Annotated in this window: 19 protein-coding genes; 2 read left to right on the top strand and 17 right to left on the bottom strand. The window is 35.7% G+C overall.

Annotated elements, in window-relative coordinates:
* Position 1: 1 nt before the first annotated feature.
* A complete protein-coding gene (locus E7K77_RS01435; RefSeq protein WP_325305960.1) occupies positions 2–1,747 on the bottom strand; it encodes an ABC transporter ATP-binding protein in 1,746 nt (581 codons plus the stop codon).
* Positions 1,734–3,461, bottom strand: a complete 1,728-nt coding sequence (locus E7K77_RS01430) for an ABC transporter ATP-binding protein (protein WP_004695760.1) — start codon at positions 3,459–3,461, stop codon at positions 1,734–1,736. Before E7K77_RS01430 ends, E7K77_RS01435 begins: the two co-directional genes overlap by 14 nt.
* 407 nt (positions 3,462–3,868) lie before the next feature.
* Here E7K77_RS01430 and tpx point away from each other — a divergent pair, with 407 nt between their 5' ends.
* Together tpx and E7K77_RS01420 are read left to right on the top strand one after the other, a co-directional pair.
* A complete protein-coding gene (gene tpx / locus E7K77_RS01425; RefSeq protein ID WP_004695758.1) occupies positions 3,869–4,384 on the top strand; it encodes a thiol peroxidase in 516 nt (171 codons plus the stop codon).
* Positions 4,385–4,487: 103 nt separating this feature from the next.
* Positions 4,488–4,883: a phosphate-starvation-inducible protein PsiE gene (locus E7K77_RS01420; protein ID WP_008600892.1), complete on the top strand. Its 396-nt coding sequence runs from the start codon at positions 4,488–4,490 to the stop codon at positions 4,881–4,883.
* 80 nt (positions 4,884–4,963) lie between these two features.
* On the opposite strand, the gene E7K77_RS01415 is transcribed toward E7K77_RS01420, so the two are convergent.
* The 15 genes from E7K77_RS01415 to mnmA all read right to left on the bottom strand — a co-directional run bounded on the left by E7K77_RS01415 (position 4,964) and on the right by mnmA (position 21,085).
* A complete protein-coding gene (locus tag E7K77_RS01415; RefSeq protein ID WP_012864336.1) occupies positions 4,964–6,868 on the bottom strand; it encodes a glutamine synthetase in 1,905 nt (634 codons plus the stop codon).
* 237 nt (positions 6,869–7,105) lie between these two features.
* Positions 7,106–7,549: a GatB/YqeY domain-containing protein gene (locus E7K77_RS01410; RefSeq protein WP_325305956.1), complete on the bottom strand. Its 444-nt coding sequence runs from the start codon at positions 7,547–7,549 to the stop codon at positions 7,106–7,108.
* A gap of 82 nt (positions 7,550–7,631) precedes the next feature.
* Positions 7,632–7,811 (bottom strand): 30S ribosomal protein S21, encoded by a 180-nt coding sequence (gene rpsU, locus E7K77_RS01405; protein ID WP_004695751.1) that lies wholly within the window; start codon positions 7,809–7,811, stop codon positions 7,632–7,634.
* Between the two features lie 157 nt (positions 7,812–7,968).
* Complete coding sequence (locus E7K77_RS01400) at positions 7,969–8,313, bottom strand: histidine triad nucleotide-binding protein (RefSeq protein WP_012864334.1); 345 nt, start codon at positions 8,311–8,313, stop codon at positions 7,969–7,971.
* Between the two features lie 11 nt (positions 8,314–8,324).
* On the bottom strand, positions 8,325–9,620 hold the full coding sequence (gene mtaB / locus E7K77_RS01395; RefSeq protein WP_315306828.1) for a tRNA (N(6)-L-threonylcarbamoyladenosine(37)-C(2))-methylthiotransferase MtaB: 1,296 nt from the start codon (positions 9,618–9,620) through the stop codon (positions 8,325–8,327).
* A 24-nt stretch (positions 9,621–9,644) separates the two neighbouring features.
* On the bottom strand, positions 9,645–10,376 hold the full coding sequence (locus E7K77_RS01390) for an RsmE family RNA methyltransferase (protein WP_012864332.1): 732 nt from the start codon (positions 10,374–10,376) through the stop codon (positions 9,645–9,647).
* On the bottom strand, positions 10,373–11,236 hold the full coding sequence (locus E7K77_RS01385; RefSeq protein WP_012864331.1) for a 50S ribosomal protein L11 methyltransferase: 864 nt from the start codon (positions 11,234–11,236) through the stop codon (positions 10,373–10,375). Before E7K77_RS01385 ends, E7K77_RS01390 begins: the two co-directional genes overlap by 4 nt.
* 55 nt (positions 11,237–11,291) lie before the next feature.
* The gene (gene dnaJ / locus E7K77_RS01380) at positions 11,292–12,446 is read right to left on the bottom strand and encodes a molecular chaperone DnaJ (protein WP_325305951.1); all 1,155 of its coding nucleotides are present in this window, start codon (positions 12,444–12,446) and stop codon (positions 11,292–11,294) included.
* Between the two features lie 16 nt (positions 12,447–12,462).
* A complete protein-coding gene (gene dnaK / locus E7K77_RS01375; RefSeq protein ID WP_008600875.1) occupies positions 12,463–14,304 on the bottom strand; it encodes a molecular chaperone DnaK in 1,842 nt (613 codons plus the stop codon).
* Between the two features lie 27 nt (positions 14,305–14,331).
* Positions 14,332–14,877, bottom strand: a complete 546-nt coding sequence (gene grpE, locus E7K77_RS01370) for a nucleotide exchange factor GrpE (protein WP_004696996.1) — start codon at positions 14,875–14,877, stop codon at positions 14,332–14,334.
* A complete protein-coding gene (gene hrcA, locus E7K77_RS01365; RefSeq protein ID WP_004697456.1) occupies positions 14,877–15,905 on the bottom strand; it encodes a heat-inducible transcriptional repressor HrcA in 1,029 nt (342 codons plus the stop codon). Before hrcA ends, grpE begins: the two co-directional genes overlap by 1 nt.
* A gap of 407 nt (positions 15,906–16,312) precedes the next feature.
* Complete coding sequence (locus tag E7K77_RS01360) at positions 16,313–16,915, bottom strand: nitrite and sulphite reductase 4Fe-4S domain protein (RefSeq protein ID WP_004697060.1); 603 nt, start codon at positions 16,913–16,915, stop codon at positions 16,313–16,315.
* Between the two features lie 81 nt (positions 16,916–16,996).
* Positions 16,997–18,181, bottom strand: a complete 1,185-nt coding sequence (hemW, locus tag E7K77_RS01355; RefSeq protein WP_325305947.1) for a radical SAM family heme chaperone HemW — start codon at positions 18,179–18,181, stop codon at positions 16,997–16,999.
* 4 nt (positions 18,182–18,185) lie between these two features.
* Positions 18,186–19,985 (bottom strand): translation elongation factor 4, encoded by a 1,800-nt coding sequence (lepA, locus tag E7K77_RS01350; protein WP_004695729.1) that lies wholly within the window; start codon positions 19,983–19,985, stop codon positions 18,186–18,188.
* A gap of 38 nt (positions 19,986–20,023) precedes the next feature.
* Positions 20,024–21,085, bottom strand: coding sequence for a tRNA 2-thiouridine(34) synthase MnmA (mnmA, locus tag E7K77_RS01345; RefSeq protein WP_004695727.1), 1,062 nt, complete (start codon positions 21,083–21,085; stop codon positions 20,024–20,026).
* Positions 21,086–21,280 lie beyond the last annotated feature (195 nt).

Genomic DNA, 21,280 nt, shown 5'->3' with positions numbered 1-21,280 from the left:
ACTAACTCCCACTGTGTTGATTATTCCAGAGATTATAAAAGGCCCCTTTTAAGTTGATAAGTTCATCAAAAGATCCTATTTCTATTATTTTACCATATTCCATATACACTATTTTATTGGCATCTTTAACTGTTGAAAGGCGATGAGCAATACTTACGATTGTTTTACTACCTCGAATACTTTCAATACTTGCTTGAATTTGTTTCTCCGTATGACTATCGATATTAGCCGTTGCTTCATCTAGCAATAGAATAGGTGTTTTTTTAATCAAGGTACGGCCAAAAGCCAATAATTGTTTTTGTCCATCAGATAATAAGGAGCCTAAATAACCAACCGGTGTGTCATACCCTTTCGGAAGGTGTTCAATCATAGAATGCAAGTTAACTTGTTTTGCTGCATTGACCATATCCTCATTAGAAATTGATGTATCAAAAAGTGTTAAATTATCTCTAATGGAACCCTTAAATAGATAAGCTTGCTGAAAAACATATCCCATTAAATGACGAAGTACAGAACTATCATATTGGGCAATATTTATACCGTTAATATAGATAGCCCCTCTTGTTGGTTTGTAGATTCCCATCAACAATGACAAAAGTGTTGATTTACCACTACCAGAAGGCCCTACAATACCTATGAATTCTCCAGCTTTAATAGTGAATGTAAAGTCCTCTAGCGCATAAACGTCGTTATTTTCATAGGAAAACCATACATGCTCGAATTCAATCGTCTCTATATATTTAAATTCATCAGGAACTTCATTAGCCATCTGACGCTCTTCTTCCTCTAATAAGGGAACTAATCTTTCAGCACCAGCTAATGCGCTTTGTAGAGAGTTATATTTATCTGCAATTTCCTTTAATGGTTGGAAGAATCGGTCCATATATTGTATAAAGGCAAATACTGTACCAGCATCAGCTACGGAGTCTATTAAATTCGTAGTTGTAAAAATAACAATTAACGCAACAAAGAATAGACCATCTACGAGCGGTCTAAAAATAGAAAATGTGGTAACCTCAAAAAGACCTGCTTCTAAGAAACCTTTATTAACAGTATTATAACGTTCCTCAATTGCTCTTTCGCCACCATAGGATTTTACGATTACAATATAATTTAACAGTTCCTTGATGCTTGCATTAGAAGCAGCTACAGAACGTCTTACCTGACGGAATGCTTTGCGAGAAAACTTTTGAAACACCCAAATAATTCCACCCATTATAGGTAGTAAAATTGTCATGATTATTGCTAAAGGTACATTAATGGCATACATAAATCCTAATATACCAATAATCATTAAACCGCTACTTGCCAAATTCAGAATTACATCTGTATATAATGTACGTAATGACTCTACATCATTAGTAATGCGAGTTACCCAATTCCCAATTGGCAACTTATAGAACTCATCATGTGGTTTATTAAGAATCTTTTGGAATATAATACTACGAATATTATAGATAATTTTTTGACCAAAACTTTTTAAAAAGTAATTCTCTACAAAGATAAACAATACACTACCAATTATAGTAAAGCCATACATTAAAGCATAGTATTCAATAACAGCGATATCATTAGTGGCAAATCCAAGATCGATAACTTGCTTAGTTAAATATGGGCGTAAAAGTAATAGTACTAAATTTCCTGCGAGCGCAACCGTTGCTAAAAATAGAATACCTAAATAAGGCTTAATGTAGCCAGTTATATAGGAGAATAGAGCCCAGTCATTTCTTAGATCACGCTTCTTCATGATGGCCCCCTCCATTCTGCGCTTCATATAAGGTACGGTATAAACCATTGTTACCTAATAATTCTTCATGAGTACCTTCTTCTACGATACGCCCCTCATCAAATACTAGTATTTTATCTGCTTTCTCTACAACCTCTAATCGTTGTGAAATACATAGAATCGTCTGATCTTTTACATTATGTAATGAATTTAATATGGTTGTAACTGTTACTGCATCTAAAGCGGAAAAACAATCATCTAGTAATACATATGGCGCATTTTTATAAAAGCCGCGAGCCATATTGATTCGCTGCTTCTGTCCACCTGATAAATCATGACCTTCTTCAGCAAGCTCATGTAAATCATCGTTTAACAAATCGCCTAAATCTCTATATAAGTCTGCCTTTTGTGCTGCCAACTCTACAGTTTCATGCATGGATAAATCTTTACCAAATTTAATATTATCAGCAATGGTCGTACTTAATAGGTAAGATTGTGTCGGCACATAAGCAATTGAGTTTCTAAGCTTTGATAAAGAAACAGTAGCTAAATCTTGACTGCCAAAATAAATAGATTTTTCCGGACACTCTTGTAATCCAATAAGCAATTTAAACAATGTACTTTTGCCAGAACCGGGTTTACCAACTAAACCAATAAAAGAACCTTTTGGTATTGTCGTTGTCAACTGAGATAATGCATGCCCTTTAGAGTTTTCATAAGTAAAATCTAAGTATCGAATATGAATATCCTCAAGCGGCAGTACTTCATCGGTATCATCTATTGTTTCTGTAGGCAAATGTAAGAAATCCATAATACGATCTAAAGAAGCAAGACCTTTTTGTACAATAGAAATAAGGCCACCAAACCCTATTAAAGGTCCCACAATTAACATTATGAATGAATTAATAGTAACAAATTCGCCTATAGTCATTTTGCCTTCTACAGCTAAATGTCCACAAATAAAAATACTAATACTGATACAAATAAAGGGTGCAATTCTTGTCAACGGTGTTAATATTGCATCTAGTAGTGCAACATCCATATTCTTCTTATAATTAAGTTTATTTATTTTTTCAAAAGAATTAGAGATAATGCTTTCACGATTAAAAGCGCGAATAACATCCATCCCTTGAAATAACTCTTGTCCAAACTCTGTTAAATCGCTATAAGTAGCTTGTGCACTACGTTGTTTAATACGTAGCTTTCTGCCTAGTACAAATATAGCCACAATAATTAAGAATACAGGTGTCATAATTTTAAAAGCTAATACAGTATTAATCTTTTGAATTAAAATTATGGAGCCCACAATGGAATAGAAAATAATATCCACTATAATCATTACACCTAGACCAAGGGCAACACGTAGCGATGTTACATCGTTAGTCATGAGCGCCATAACCTTACCAGGTCCATTAGCCTCATAGTACGTTGTTTTTACTTGTAATGCTTTACTACACAAAATCTCACGAAAAAGATACTCCATGCGACGAATAGAGCCTAATAGGGTTCTGCGTGAGATAACTTTTAAAATAGTGATAATAATAAATAATAAAATGAAATAAAAAATATAAGTGACTAACCCTTCCTTATTATTGCTCAACGTATCTATAGCATTACCAATAAATTGAGGAACAAATAAAAAAGCCACGTCAATTGCCATCAACATAGTTAAGCCAATGGCATAGATCCAGCCTTCACGCCGGAAAAACTGCATAAATAAATCTATTGGTTTCATAGGTCCTCTCTAATATATTTTATTAAGTCTAATTAAAATCATTACCTATATAATCATTAGTATTATTATATTGTAATTGAATTTGAATCAATACTGTAAAAGCTAAATCAACAAACTTTATTATGTTAACTTTACTCTTTATAGTATACACATTTTTTATAATACATTAATACACCTATATGTATAATAGTTAGATTAAATATTTTTATCACAGCAGCAGTTGTATTTCAACAATATAAGTTAAATGACCTCTTTAAATTTTAATGGTAATCAATCTTAAAGTTTTTTCTAAATTAATACTATATCGAATTTTTTAGTTTACTTATAGTAATGTAAATGTTATACTATGCATATAAAGAAATTTTATCTTACATAATTAGAATTAAAACTCTTAGGAGGAATAAAACATGGAAAAACGTACTGGCGTAGTAACATTTGCAGGTGGCCCTATCACATTAGTTGGCCCAGAAATTAAAGTAGGTCAACAAGCTCCAGACTTCACTGTATTGAGCAATGACTTGCAAGCTAAAACTTTAAAAGACTTCGAAGGTAAAGTAAAAGTTATCTCCGTTGTTCCTTCCCTTGATACAGGTGTTTGTGATGCTCAAACTCGTTGGTTCAACCAAGATGCAACAGCACTTTCCGAAGATGTAGTCGTATTGACAATTTCTATGGACTTACCATTCGCTCAAAAACGTTGGTGTGGTGCTGCAGGCGTAGATAAAGTTGTTACTTTGTCTGACCACAAAGATGCTTCCTTCGGTGAAAACTATGGTTTCTTGATTGAAGAGCTTCGTCTTTTAACTCGTGGCGTTGTAGTAATCAACAAAGATAACAAAGTAACTTATGTTGAATATGTACCAGAAGTAACTCAAGCAGTTAACTTCGATGCTGCATTAGAAGCTATTAAGGCTGATATCTAATCTTAAGATTTTGCTAATAGCTTAATATAGAGATAAAAAGACCGTACGGTGTACGGTCTTTTTATATGTCCTATTGTAAATTATTATTTTATTTGGAGTATGTATGTGGATTCGTATTTCTCAGCTTATTTTAACCATTAAAAATATTGCACTTATTGGTGTAGGCATTGGTTTATGCATTGCTTTAATCAATAGTTTAGTAAACTTTGGTTTTATTGCATGGGCCAATATTCAAGGCTATAGTACTTATTCATTATTGATTGAAGAGATAATTACCTTCTTTCTCTACTTTGAATTTATTGCACTCATAATTAAGTACTTTAAGAATAACTTCCATTTTCCTCTCGATTTCTTCTTATATATTGGCATTACCGCCATTGTTCGTTTACTAATTATCGATCATGAATCAGCTTTGGACATGTTATTATGGTCTATTTCTATTCTAGTCCTAGTTTGTTGCCTAGTACTGGTAGAAAAATTTCTTAATAACAAATCGTAATAGCATAAAAGAGACTCTACACATCAGTAGAGTCTCTTTTATTTTAACACTTTTACGTTTTAACACTATCGACTAGCATCTTAGAAAATATTTTTAGCGTAATTAGCGTACTTAGTTTCTAATTCTTCCATTTTATCATTCATTTCGATTTGTAATTGGGATGCTAAATCATATTCACCATCATTAAGTGCATCGATTAAACGAGTGAATAAGGATTTACGATCGTCACTATCTTTAGCAAGGTAAAAACGTAAGTCATTAACTTCTGCAAAGCGTTTATCATCTACACTATTTCGGCTATCAGTATGAATTGCAACCATGCTACGAACTGTATCCAAATTATTTGGAATTAAGCGATTAGCCAATACTAGTTTCCAACGTTTAAGAATGGAGGCAATAAAGGAGTCCATTAAATCTTTAGCAAATGCATTGCCTTGAGCCAATGTTTCTACTAATTCAGGATTATTTTGGTAACCCTTTATGTTTTCCCATACAGTAGCTGGAGCAACACCAAACATTTGATTACGTTCTTCTTGTGTGAAATCATCAAACACATCTTTTTCAGTACGGTATGCACGATTTGTAGCAAGATAATCAGATGTTTCACCTACTTCTTTGGAAAGCTCTGCTTCCAATTGAGCTTGTGTTTTACCAGATGTAATGGCATATTTCATACCATCAAATGCAGAAATAAAGATCAATGCTAAAGCAGTATATGTATTGGTGTAAGGATTTGGAGAACGCAATTCATAACGTGTCGCCATAGGATTATCGATATCTCGAATTAAACCGCAAAGGATTGTACGGTTACGGCTAGGTTCAGATGGATCAGTACCTAAAGATGTAACAATACATACTGGCGCTTCAAACCCAGGTTTTAAACGATTTAAAGAATCTGTTGTAGAGCTGATGAATGGATTAATAGCTTCATAGTGTTTTAAAAGTCCCATAATTGCACCAATGCCTAAAGAGCTAGCAGATTCTTTTCGCATATCTTCTGGGCTAAATAAGTTAACAACTTTACCAGATTTTAATTTAGCCATAACACCAAAATGAGTATGTTCACCAGAACCAGCTACACCAATTATTGGTTTTGCATTAAATGTTACATCAAGACCATTTTCACGGAATACTTCACGAACAATAATACGAGCTTGTAATTCATTATCTGCTGTTTGTAATGGATTATTTGAGAATTTCCAGTCGATTTCTAATTGTTCTAATACAACTGCTTCATGACCATCTTCATCAAGTTTAGCTTTAACGCCACCTACTTCTTTATGACCCATTTCAGCAACCATACCATATCTATCAAGACGTTCAACAGCTTGTTCTAAAGCAGTGCGAACTGTACCATGAGTACGTTGCCAGTATTGTTCTTGTAATTTTTGGGATACGGATAATTCTTTTTTTGTAACTGTTCTAGATGGAGTTTTTACCCAGAATTCTAGTTCTGTTGCAGATGTGAAAATGATATCTACAACTTCATCAGCTTTCACATGCGGCATACCAGGTAAGCCATGTTCTTTAATCAAAGCCAATAATTCAGCACGAACATAGTCGCAGCTGCGTTTTAAAATAGAACGAGAATCTACATAGCGATAGTTATGCATCAAGAATGCAGGAATACGAAGTGTACCAGTTGGTAAGCCTGTAACAGGATCAATATTTTCGTAGTTGTAATCAACAAACCAGTTTACACTTGGATCGCCCCACATATCTACACGAGCATTATTTAATGTAGCAATATTTGTAAGTACTACAGAGGAACCATCTGTTTGAACAGCACGACCTTCAAAGAAAGATTCGTAGTCATCGAAGAATGCTGACATAGGAATCTTTTCATCAGTATCATTACCTGCTAAGTCAATACCTACAAGAGATACGAACTTGATTTCAGGATGTTGTTCTAATAATGCAAGAACCCCTTCTTTCCCATATTGACCCGCTGGAATGTAATATAATAATTCGTTAGTTGTCGACATATTTGTTCCTCCTAAAAGAAAAAGACTCCAACAAATAAATATATAAATCTATATATCTAAAGTGGAGTCTTCGTTGACCAATTATTTTATTGAGTTCATATTATCATATGTTGAAAATATATGTCAATAACTTTCTATAGAATTTCATTATGCTCTTAAAGTTACATCTAACACACCTATTACTATAAACTATAAATCAATTAGTATATATAAAATAGTCGTTGATATCTATTTATATTATCCAAGTAATTCTTTAACAATGTTATTAACAATCTTACCATCTGCACGCCCTTTTGTTTTTGGCATTACATGTTTCATAACATTACCCATATTTACGTTATCACCACATGCAGCAATGGCTTCTTGTACAATTATACGAATTTCATCATCTTTCAATTGCTCTGGTAAGTATTTTTGCAATACAGCCATTTCTTCTTTTACATGACTAATTAAGTCCTCACGGCCTGCTTTTTCAAATTCTGTTAAGGAATCTTGACGAGTTTTCATTTCCTTAGCTAAAATGCCAAGAATGCCAGCATCATCTAGCTCAATTTTGTCATTGATTTCTGTATTTTTTATGGCACTATTGACCATACGAATTACAGATAACGCTGTTTTACCTTCTTCACGAGCTTTCATAGCTGCTTTCATATCTTCCTTTAATTGATCTTTTAAACTCATATTTCCTCCTTATGTATATAATAAAGAAACCCTAATTCTGGATTTCATAAAGCCATGAAAAGGCAGAATTAGGGTAATCATCTTATGCTCTGAATTTGCGTTTTCTTGCTGCTTCAGATTTTTTCTTTCTTTTTACGCTTGGTTTTTCATAGTGTTCGCGTTTTCTTACTTCAGACAAAACACCCGCTTTTTGGCAGGAGCGTTTGAATCGACGAAGAGCACTTTCAAGCGTTTCGTTTTTACCGACTTTGATTTCAGACATCTATATCCCTCCCTCCAAAAATAATCTCGGGAAGTGCTGATAATTTACATACGCACATATAATATTATATGTATAGGTATAGATGTTGTCAATATTTTCAAGTATATTTTATAGGTTTTTTAATGAGTATTATAAAAAGAATACATAATACTCAAAATTAGGCTTCTGGCCAGCCCATTTCTTCTCCACCTAAAAGGTGTGCATGCATATGGAATACAGTTTGACCGGCTTTTCCGCCAGTATTAAAGATCAAGCGATAACCATCTTTAGAAATACCAAGCTCTTTTGCTACATCACGAACAAATGGCAATAACCCTTCAACATAATCTGCATTCTTTTCATTAAGATGTGCAATATTAGACACGTGATTTTTAGGTACGATTAATACATGAACTTTTTTTACAGGTTGAATATCATGAAAAGCATAGAATTTATCATTTTCTAACACTTTTTTAGACGGAATTTCACCATTGATAATTTTGCAAAAAATGCAGTCACTCATAATCTAACTCCTTACTCAATAATTAAATAATTATCTTCTAAACCTACAACAGTTCCACCAACGAGATCACCAATTTTACGTGTCCCATCAGACTTAACTTTACCATTTATATATTCATTTGTTAAGCCCATGTAGTATCCATTCTCTTCCTTTTCGATAATAATCTCACCAGGCTTACCAATGCGAGATTTTGCGTATCTTTCATAACCAGATTGGCTAAGACCATTTAAAAGTGCTACACGAGTCTTCTTAACAGCTTCTGGTACTTGATCCGCCATAGTGGCTGCAGGTGTACCCTCACGAATGGAGTATGGGAAGGCATGAATGTGCGTAAATCCAATTTCACGTACTGTATTCAATGTTTCTTCGAAGTCTTCATCAGTTTCTTGAGGGAAACCAGCAATAATATCAGTTGTAATTGATAAATCTTTAATACGAGAACGTAAACTTGTAATTAAATCTTTATATTCTTGTAATGTATAATGGCGTTTCATTAACTTTAATACGTGGTCAGAACCAGCTTGTAGAGGTAAATGTAAGTGTGGACAAACACGTTTATTCGTAGCCATTAATTCTACTAACTCATCAGAAACCTCTACGGATTCAATGGAGCCAAAACGAATGCGGTATAAATTAGGAATCTCTAATAAAGCTTTTACCACATCAGCTAATGTTGGACGACCTGGTAATTCGACACCGTAATTACCCAAATGTATGCCAGTTAATACGATTTCATGGAATCCATGATCTACTAAACGTTTTGCCTCTTGTACAATATCATCAACTTTACGAGATTTTAATTTTCCTCGAGTATAAGGAATGATACAAAAGGCACAATAGTTATTACAACCTTCCTGAATTTTCATGAAAGCACGAGCTTTGTCAGATTCATTACCATATAACGGCATTTCCTCGAAGTTAGATTCCTTCATGATATCCCGAACAGCATTAATTTGTCGTTCTGTAGATTCTAATTGCTCTACTAATTCAACAATTTTAGAGCGATTATTGGTACCAATAACTAGATTAACACCATCTATAGCGGCAATCGCATCTGGATCAAGCTGAGCATAACAACCAGTTACAATAACATAGGCATCTTCATTTTGACGTTTCGCCTTGCGGATTAATTGACGGGATTTCTTTTCCCCCATATTCGTTACAGAACACGTATTAATTACATATATATCAGCTTTTTCATCGAAGTCTACCGCTTCGTAATTATTTTGTAAAAATAAACCTTTCATGGCATCTGTATCATATTGGTTTACGCGACACCCTAAGGTTGTAAAAGCAACGGTTTTCATTGCACCTCTCTATTCTTATTTAATTTATAATTCTAATTCATATTGAATCATCGCTAACGATCCAATAGCAGCAGTTTCAGCCCGCAAAATTGTATTTCCTAGCGATACTGATTTTCCACCATATTTTATAATAGCATTGATTTCCTTCTCTTGATAGCCCCCTTCAGGACCTATACAAATTAAAACATCAGTTACAGACTTATCGGAATGCAAAGTTTTAAGTACATCTTTGATAGTCTGCCCTGCTTCATTTTCATAGGCTACCAACTTCAACGCCTCAGATTCAATGTCTAATGCTTGTAAAAGCGTCTCTCCTACTACGAGTGTAGGCAAGTGTTTTCGTCCACATTGTTGAGCTGCTTCTAGCATTATTTTTTCCCAACGATTTACTTTTGATTGAAGCTTTTTTTCATCATATTTAGCTACGCAGTTAACTGTGGGCACAAGATAAATTGTATCCACATTTAACTCCGTCGCCTTTTGTAGAACCCACTCTAGTTTTTCACCTTTTAATAAGGATTGAACCAGGATAGTACGATAAGATGCTACATTTTCTTCTACATATTCAATCAGTTTTGCTTGCGCTTTACCATCTACTTCTGCTGTAATTTGATATATACCACAACGGTTATCGCTGCCGGTTACAGTTATGGGCTTCTCCATATTATGGCGAAATACATGTAGTACATGATGGGTCACATCTTTTGGTAATTCTATTATTTCATCTAATGGTGTAGGAATAAAAATCTTTTTCATCGTTTTTCTAGCGCAAACGTATGCCAAGGCCCTGCGACGCGCTCCTCAATAATATGCCAATGAGCCTCAATATATGGCATGATTTCATCATAACGATCATCAATAATGCCACTAATAATCAAAATGCCCTTATCATCCAGTTTCTTACCAATTTGAGGTAATAGTATTTTAAGGGGATCCACTGTTAAATTAGCTAAAATTAATTGGGCAGTACCATTGAAATCACTATCCAAATTACCACAAATGATTTCAGCAGATACATGATTATTATCACAGTTAATTCTAGCTTGATTTGCAGCATACTCTTCTATATCTATACCAACTAAATTTTTAATACCTAAATGGGCTGCTACTAATAAAAGAATACCTGTGCCAGTACCAATATCCAAACAAGTAACTGTATCAAGATCCATAGATTTACTATAGGATTTTAATAACTCTGCACAAGTCCGTGTTGTCTCATGAGACCCGGTACCAAAGGAAATATCTGAATCGATTTCAATAATAGTTTTATTATCTACATTATTGTATTCCTGCCATGCTGGTTTAATGACTAAGTTAGGTAAAATTTCTGTAGGTTCAATATACTGTTGCCAAGAGTTTAACCAAGTTGACCCATCAAGAATATCTGTATCTATTGATATAATCTTAATATTATCCTCTGTAAGGCGTTTTTCTAAATCCGCCTTAATCATATCCATATCGAATGATGAATCAGCGTACATAGTTAATTTTATTAAATTAGGCTGATTTTCAACATCTTCTTCTATAATTCCATTGTCTGTATAATCGTCAAAAAGAGTAGTCACCTCATCGGTGGCTACTCTTTCACAGACAACGGATATTTCTATCCATTGCATATATGCTCCTTTATAGGGAATGTGATGGAACAAACCATTCCTTCACATGAGCTGTTCATTTTGTTAAACAGTCCTTGATTTTTTCAAAGAGACTTTTACTCACTTGTAAGTTATTAACGTCTTCATTACTTTCATTTGCAAAGCGTAGCAATAGCTCACGTTGAGTATCTGTCAACTTCTTAGGCGTTTGGACAGTTACCACAATATGTTGGTCCCCTCGTTGATTAGGGTTACGCAAATATGGAATACCTTTGCCCTTTACGCGGAATGCCGTTCCCGTTTGAGTACCTTCCGGAATCTTTAACTCTACTTTACCATCTAAGGTGTTAACTTGTATAGTCGCACCAAGAGCAGCTTGAGCAAAGCTAATATTTACACGGCTAATAACGTCATTACCATTTCGTTCAAATTCCTTATGCGGACGAACAAAGATATATACATAAAGGTCCCCTTTAGGGCCGCCTAAAATACCAGGTTCCCCTTCATTAGCTACACGTAAGCGAGATCCGCTATCTACACCAGCTGGAATCTTAATGGAAATCTTCCGTTTCGCCAACATTTCGCCAGTACCACGACACTTTGAGCAAGGTTTTTCAATGCTTTTACCCGTACCATGACAGCGAGAACAAGTGCGAACGGACTGCATACGTCCAAATGGAGTATTTTGAATAACCGCTTCTTGACCAGAACCATGACAGTTTGGACAAGTATCGACACGAGAGCCTGGTTCACCACCAGTACCATGACAGTGATCACATTCTTCATGACGATGCACTTCAATTTCCATAGATTTACCAAAGGCTGCATCTTCAAAGGAAATATCGATATCTTCACGCAAGTCATTACCTTTTTGAGGGCCTTGTTGGCGTCCACCACCAAACATGCCACCAAAAATGTCGCCAAAGATATCACTAAAGCCTCCAGCTTGACCACCGAAACCGCCGAAGCCACCTTGGAAACCACCGGCACCAGCGCCGCCTCCTTGTTTGAAGGCGTCGTGGCCGAATTGGTCATATTGAGCTTTTTTAGTTTCATCAGACAAGACTTCGTAAGCTTCGTTAGCTTCTTTAAACTTTGCTTCAGCTTCCTTTGGATTGTCTTTATTTACATCTGGGTGGTATTGGCGTGCCTTTTTACGGAAGGCTTTTTTGATTTCATCTTGAGAGGCATTTTTACTAACCCCTAGGATGTCATAATAATCTCGTGCCATTCGTTACCAACCCTTCTTATTTCTTGTCGTCATCCACTACTGTGTAATCAGCATCAACTACATTGTCATCAGATTTTGTTTGTTGTTGACCTTGATCTGTAGCACCAGCTGCTTGTTGAGCTTGTTGAGCTGCTGCATACATTTGTTCTGCTAATTTATGTAATGGTTGTTCCAAAGCTTCACTATCTTTTTTGATGTCTTCGATATTGCTAGCTTCGATAGATTTTTTCAATTTATCTTTCGCTTCTTCTACTTCTTTCATCAAAGCAGCATCGCCTTTGCCTTCAAGGTCTTTCAATGCTTTCTCAGCTTGATATACTAAGGAGTCCGCATTATTTTTAATGTCTAATTCTTCTTTTCTAGCTTTATCTTCCGCTGCATGAGCTTCAGCTTCTTTAACCATGCGGTCGATTTCTTCTTCTTTCAAGCCGCTAGAAGAAGTAATGGTAATTTTTTGTTCTTTTTGAGTACCCAAATCTTTAGCTTTTACATGTACGATACCATTAGCATCGATGTCGAATGTTACTTCGATTTGAGGAACCCCACGAGGAGCAGCTGGGATACCATCCAAGTTGAAACGACCCAATGTTTTATTATCTGCTGCGAATTCACGTTCACCTTGTAATACATGGATATCTACAGATGGTTGGTTATCTGCGGCAGTAGAGAATACTTGAGATTTAGATGTAGGGATTGTAGTGTTACGATCGATAATACGTGTGAATACGCCACCCATTGTTTCGATACCAAGGGACAATGGCGTTACGTCAAGTAACAATACGTCTTTAACTTCACCTACTAATACGCCACCTTGAATAGCAGCACCAATAGCTACACATTCATCAGGGTTAACATTTTTAGTTGGTTCTTTACCCAATACTTTTTTGATTGCTTCTTGTACAGCTGGAATACGGCTAGAACCACCAACTAACAATACTTTATCAATATCGGATGCAGATAAACCAGCATCGCTCATAGCTTTACGAGTAGGTTCAATAGTTGCTTGTACTAAGTCAGCAGTTAATTCTTCAAATTTAGCACGAGTTAATGTTACATCCAAATGTTTAGGACCAGTAGCATCAGCTGTGATAAATGGCAAGTTGATATTTGTGCTAGCTACACCAGACAACTCAATTTTTGCTTTTTCAGCAGCTTCTTTTAAACGTTGATCAGCTAATTTATCATTGGACAAATCGATACCAGTTTCTTTTTTGAATTCTTCGATAAGGTAGTTCATAATACGTTGGTCGAAGTCATCCCCACCAAGGTGGTTATTACCAGATGTAGCCAATACTTCAAATACGCCATCGCCAAGTTCAAGGATAGATACGTCGAATGTACCACCACCAAGGTCAAATACAAGAACTTTACCGTCTTCATCTTTATCTACACCATATGCAAGAGCAGCTGCTGTAGGTTCGTTGATGATACGAAGTACTTCAAGACCTGCAATAGCGCCAGCGTCTTTTGTAGCTTGACGTTGAGCATCTGTAAAGTATGCAGGAACTGTAATAACAGCTTGTTTTACAGGTTCGCCCAAGTAAGCTTCTGCGTCAGCTTTGATTTTTTGAAGAATCATTGCAGAAATTTCTTGAGGAGTATAAGATTTACCTTCTACAGTTACTTTGTAGTCTGTACCCATGTGACGTTTAATAGAAATGATTGTATTTTCTGGGTTGGATACAGCTTGACGTTTAGCCAATTGACCAACTAAACGTTCTCCATTTTTTGCGAATCCAACAACGGAAGGAGTTGTACGTGCACCTTCTTGATTTGTAATAACCGTAGGTTCGCCGCCTTCCATAACAGCAACACAAGAGTTTGTTGTCCCTAAATCAATACCAATTACCTTTGCCATAATATATACCTCCTAAAACTTTATAATCTATTCAACAACTTTTACCATTGCTGGACGTATACAACGACCATCAACAGTATAGCCAGTTTGCAATACTTCACACACCGTATCGGATTCATATTCATCTGACGGTACACGCATAATCGCTTGATGGAAATTTGGATCAAATGGTTGCCCCACAGCCTCAATAACCGCTAAACCATGTTTAGATAACATAGCCATCAAATTTTGATGAATCATAATGAATCCATCGAGGAATACTTTTGCTTCCCCCTCTGCAGGACTTTGAACAGCCCGTTCAAAGTTATCCAAGACAGGAAGAAGGTCTGTTAATACATCCCCTTTTACATATCCTGCAAGTTGCTCTTTTTCCTGATTAGTACGTCGTTTGAAGTTTTCAAAGTCCGCTTGTAACCGTTTATAGCGATTATCAAAGTCGGCTTTAAGTTCTTCTAACACTTGAGCAGCATCAGCCACAGCTTCTTCAGTTTTTTCAACAGTTGGTTCCTCTACATTCGTAGTATCCTCTGTTTCCTCCACTGTTTCTTGTTTAATGTCTTGTTCTTCAGCCATTATATGCCCTTTCTGTTTTGTTCTTTTACCATAGTTTCCATTATATGTTTCATATGGGACAACATGCCGATGATACGTCCGTATTCCATCCGCGTTGGACCAAGAATAGCAAGAGTTCCAATAGGCTGATCTTGATTCGTAAAATCAGCTTGTACCACACTCACTGAATGTAGCGCTTCAGTTTCATTCTCAATACCAATCTTGACCTTAACAGGTGTTGGAGAATCATCTTTTAATAGCTGTCCTAATTGATTTTGTTCTTCCACTAAGGAAAGCAAGGGTTGTACCTTCTCAACAGACTTAAACTCTGGTTGATTTAACAACTCTGTGGTACCTACCGAATAGAACAACTTACGTTTATTAATAGCTCGTAATAATGTCTCCGAAAGGATTAATAAAATTCCCTGTGGTCCTTCCATATGGACCAATATAGATCCTAAAGCCTCAGCCGTTACATGACCAATACTTACATTCTGTAGTGCATTGCTAAATTGTATGGCTAAACTCTGTAAAAGCTCTGGTGAAACGCTTTCACCAAAGTACATCAATTCATTATCGAGTGCTCCTGTTTCAGTAATAACTACCATAATGGCTTGATGACTATCTAGCGGTAATACATGAATGTATTTGATTAATGCTCTATCATGGGCTGGTGCTAAGAATAAACTCATGCTATGACTTACCTGTGAAAGTAGTTTAGCCATATTGAGAAAGAGTTCACTCGTTGATCCATTGGAACGTTTCCATAACATTTCAATTTTTTCAGCATCCTGTAATGGAACAGGTTGTCGACTCAGCATAGAATCAACATATAAGCGATAGCCCTTAGCTGAAGGAATACGTCCAGCCGATGTATGAGGTTGCTCTAAATAGCCTAATTCCTCTAAATCGGACATTTCGTTCCGCACCGTAGCAGGACTGATGCCAAGATCATAATTTTTAGCAATCGTTCGAGATCCTACAGGTTCTGCGGACTTAACATAGTCTTCAATTATGGCTCGCAAGATGCGCTGTTTTCTTTCATCCATAATGACACCTCTTGTTAGCACTCATAAACTTTGAGTGCTAATCGCATGTATAATATTATCATATTCAAAAAAAATGTCAAGCAGAAAAATCCTTAAAAAGTCAAATAATATCTATTTAGTCAAAAAGACAATTCAATATTTTTAATTAATTGGTCAAAAAATCAAAGTACAAAAATAAGAAAACACTTATACTATCTACATTTATGACATATCCCAAAATTTAAAGATTAGAATATGTTGGTCTAATAAAATTTCTATTATTAAAACCTGAAATAGTATAAGTGTTTATATTTGTAATAATTTTATTATAATTCTATTGTTAATGGACTCTTAGTTAGAATACTTTTTGGGCCCTGACTATTTACAGACTAAAACCATAAATCAATAAGTACTAGAAATATAATAATTTATAGTTCTACACCTTCTAATGGATTACCAAGTCGTTCTAACAATTGTCCCATACGTTCACGAGGTTCCCCATGTTCCGCATACCAATCAATCAAAATGTCTACAGCTTTTTTAGATTGCTCAATAGTTAGTTTTCTTGCTAAAATTTTTCCTGCTTCTGGTCTCATGCCTGTATTACCGCCAACAGCCAACATAAAACCTTGAGATGTACCAATAAAAGCAATATCTTTCACCATCGCATCAGGGCAGTTACGTCCACATCCACTGATGCCAATCTTGCACTTATGAGATGTTTTTCGGCCGTAGTGTTTTCTCTCTACATAATCAGCCAATTCTTTAGTTTCCATTTGTCCATTTTTACAATGGCCTTTACCTACACAGGCAATTAAGGAATTAACACCTCTATGAATAACAGTTGTCACGCCATCAGGCAATTCAGAAATTAGCTGTTCCTTATCATCTTTTTCAATACCTGTAATTTGTATACCTGTTACAACATGGCGAAAGGATCCGCCATATTTTTCAGCAAGTTCTATGCATGCTTTCATTTGATCTAAAGTAAATTCATTATGTAAACCGTGTAATATTACAGATGTCTTCATCGTTCCTCCTCAAATCTAGCATGCTTATTCATCATCATCCTATTTATACTAACATATTAGATTTTGAGAAACTGTGAGAAATTACTCACGAATAAATTGACTAAATACATAGTTTCCATGCTTGGCACCTTCAGCGGTTAAATGATAACTTCCACTTTGATATTCTAATAGATCTTTACTAACTAAATCCTCTAAAGTAGTACCAAATAAATTATGGACAGATACGCCAAATTTATCTTCAAATTTTCGCTCATCAAGGCCCCATTTAGTGCGAAGAGCTAAAAAGCAAAAATCCTCTTGAGCTCGCTCTAAAGTAATCGTCTCCGTATCAATAGTAGGCATAATATATCTGTCAACGGATTGTATATAGGGCATTACATTACGATTATTACTACGGCGTACTCCGTCATAGAAGGAATGAGCACCAGCACCAAAGCCTAAATAATCTACATAGTGCCAATATTTTAAATTATGACGGCTATAGGAATTAGTCTTGGCGAAATTTGAAATCTCATATCGTTCAAAGCCTAAAGCTTTTAATCCGTCCATCATCATGTCATACATGGATTCATCAATGGTTTCACTAGGAATAGAAATAAGGTTCTTTTGTACTAAATGATATAGATACGTTCCTACCTCAACTTGAAGTCCATACGTTGAAATATGATTAATCGGTAAGTCTTTTACAATATCTAAATTATATTGAATATCCTCTAATGTTTGTCGTGGCAAACCATAAATCAAATCAATATTGATATCAGTAAAGCCCGCCTCTTTAGCATCATAAACGGCTTGTTTTGCCTGTTTTCCGTTGTGACTACGATGAAGCATGGTAAGCACCTTATCGTCAAATGTTTGAACACCAAAGCTAATACGATTAAAACCAAGTTTAACTAATTTCGTTAAATAATGTAAATTTACTTCCCCAGGATTCGATTCAATAGTCATATGACAATCGTCAGTAATTGTAAAAGTATTTTTAATTTTATCAAGAATCATCTGTAGTTGTTGAATCGATAATTCTGTAGGCGTACCTCCACCAAAATAAATTGTATCAATAGCTTTAGATGTAGACTCTGGATGTTCAGAGACCCATAAATCGATTTCTTGAACTAAAGCATATACATAGGTTTCGTAATAATCTTGTAAATTTTGATAAGCAGGAAAATCACAATACATACATTTCTGTTTACAAAAAGGGATATGGACATACAACCCCATATCCCTCAGTGTAGACAGATTCAGAATATCAGAATCTGTTTTCATTTTATTAGTCCTCAACCTTGAGAATCGCCATGAATGCTTCTTGCGGGATCTCTACGGAACCGACGGACTTCATGCGTTTCTTACCGGCTTTTTGTTTTTCAAGTAATTTACGCTTACGAGAAATATCACCACCGTAACATTTTGCCAAAACGTCCTTACGCCAAGCTTTTACAGTTTCACGAGCCACAATTTTTGTACCTACCGCCGCTTGAATTGGAATTTCAAACATTTGACGAGGAATCAATTCTTTCAATTTCTCAGCTAATGCACGTCCACGTGTAGCTGCACGGTCCTTGTGTACAATAATGGACAATGCATCTACAGGATCACCATTTAAGAGAATATCCATCTTAACCATTGGAGATTGTTTATATCCAATCAATTCGTAGTCAAGAGATGCATACCCCTTTGTAGCAGATTTTAATTTATCAAAGTAATCATAAATGATTTCACTCAATGGCAAGTGATAAACGACAGATACGCGTGTTTCATCCAAATATTCCATAGATTGATATTCACCACGTTTATCTTGGGACAACTCCATAATAGTACCAACAAAATCTTTAGGTACGATTGTAGTAGCCTTTACATAAGGCTCTTCGATATAGTCAATTTCTGTTGGAGGTGGTAATTTAGCAGGATTATCGACTTCGAGCATTTCCCCATTTGTTTTGTACACTTTGTAATTTACCGATGGAGCCGTCGTAATAAGGGTCAAATTATATTCACGTTCTAAACGTTCTTGAATTACGTCCATATGCAAAAGACCGAGAAACCCACAACGGAAACCAAAGCCCAATGCCAATGATGTTTCTGCTTCATATTCTAAGGCAGCATCATTAAGCTGTAACTTTTCTAATGCATCCCGAAGGTTTTCATAATCTTTAGACTCTGTTGGGTAAAGGCCACAGTACACCATAGATACAGCCTTACGATAACCAGGCAATGGCTCAGTTGCAGGATTATTAGCTAATGTTACAGTATCGCCTACATGACAATCTTTTACATTTTTGATGCTAGCTGCAATACAACCTACTGAGCCACATTGTAATTCTTGCACAGGTACAAGATTGGGAGTAAAAATACCGAGTTCTGTAACATCAAAGTCCTTTTTATCATGCATCATGCGAATTGTATCTTTTGCTTTTATAGACCCTTCTTTTACGCGGACATAAGCAATAGCACCCTTATACGCGTCAAAACGGCTATCAAAAATCAAAGCTCTTGTTGGCTCATCAGATTTATCTGGTGGTGCAGGAACTTTATTTACAATAGCTTCTAAAATATCAGGAATACCGATACCTGATTTGGCAGAGCATAATACAGCATCAGATGCGTCTAAACCAATAATATCTTCAATTTCTTGTTTAACGCGATCAGGATCTGCTGACGGCAAATCAATCTTGTTAATAACAGGAATGATTTCAAGATCATGTTCTAAAGCGAGATATACATTTGCCAACGTTTGTGCTTCCACACCTTGTGCAGCATCGACTACGAGTAATGCCCCTTCACAGGCTGCAAGAGAACGAGATACTTCATAGCTGAAATCGACGTGGCCTGGAGTATCGATGAGATTCAAAATATATTCTTCACCGTCTTGCGCTTTATACAAAATACGAACAGATTGCGCTTTAATAGTAATGCCGCGTTCACGTTCAAGGTCCATGGAGTCCAAAACTTGAGCCTCCATTTCACGTTTTTGTAATGTACCAGTATATTCAATTAATCTATCAGCGATGGTTGATTTACCATGGTCGATATGAGCTATAATACAGAAGTTTCGAATCTTTTTCGTTGACATACTATGTAAACAAGTTCAAAGAACTTGCATTCTCCTTTCTAACATACGCGATCGATAACAGCACCTCCCAATAATTGAGTGCCATTATAAAAGGCTACAGACTGACCTGGGGTAATAGCCCGTTGTGGTTCTTCAAAAATAACCTCCATTGTATCGTCATCTAAAATACGTGCTGTGCAAGGAGAAGGGTTAGCTGCATAGCGAATTTTTCCTTCTGCCTTCAATTCCTTATGAATTGTATCATCTAAGAAGTTATAGAACTTACAAATCATACGATTTGTAAAGAGACGTTCATTAGGACCCACGATGACCTCATTACGATCCCCATTAAATCCAATAACATATAAAGGGTGTTTATAAGCAATACCAAGGCCTTTACGTTGACCAATCGTATAATTAAATAAGCCGTTGTGCTTACCTAATACCTCACCATCTTCGGTAACGATATTACCAGACTCTGGCTTACCCTTCATTTCTTCTACCACTAGCTTTTGATAATTCCCATGAGGCAAGAAACAAATATCTACGCTATCTGGTTTTTTAGCGACTGGCAAATCATATTCAGCAGCTAATTTACGTGTTTCAGTCTTACATTGACCACCTAATGGAAACATAAGATGACTCAAAATACGTTGGTTCATATTGTACATAACATAACTTTGGTCTTTTGTAGGATCAACACCTTTATGTAACTCATATAGACCTGTTTCTTCATTATAATTTACTTGTGCATAATGACCAGTTACCATATGTGTGGCACCTAATTCAAGAGCACGATTGAGCATCAAGTCAAACTTGATGTTCTTGTTACAAAATACACAAGGATTTGGCGTACGACCATAGGCATATTCTTTTACAAAGTAATCTACTACGTTTTCGTAGAATACATCACGAGCATCGATAACATGATGCTCGATACCAAGAAAATCACACATCTTCTTAGCATCAGTTACGGCAAGAGGCACCTCATCATAAGGCGTACCACTCACCCATAACCATAGGGTAATACCAAATACTTTATAGCCTTGTTTTAATAGCATTGCAGCAGTTAAAGAACTGTCTACGCCGCCACTCATAGCTACAGCGATAACTTTTTCCATACTTTCTCCTTTTAATGATCTCTTGATCATAAAACTAATCAGGGTGAAAGCCTGACGTGTAAAACACTAGTTCGGTGTAAAAGTCCGAGTAGTATTGCTATAAAATTATAGCAACTTATATTATAGCCTAGAAATAGGTATATTGAAAAGATTTGAAATAAAAAGAATCCCTTTCACAAAAGAAAGAGATTCTAA

The organism is Veillonella parvula (assembly GCF_032577575.1).
GTDB lineage: Bacteria > Bacillota > Negativicutes > Veillonellales > Veillonellaceae > Veillonella.
Note: the sequence above shows the minus strand (reverse complement) of the source record. Positions and strands in the feature narration are given on the sequence as shown.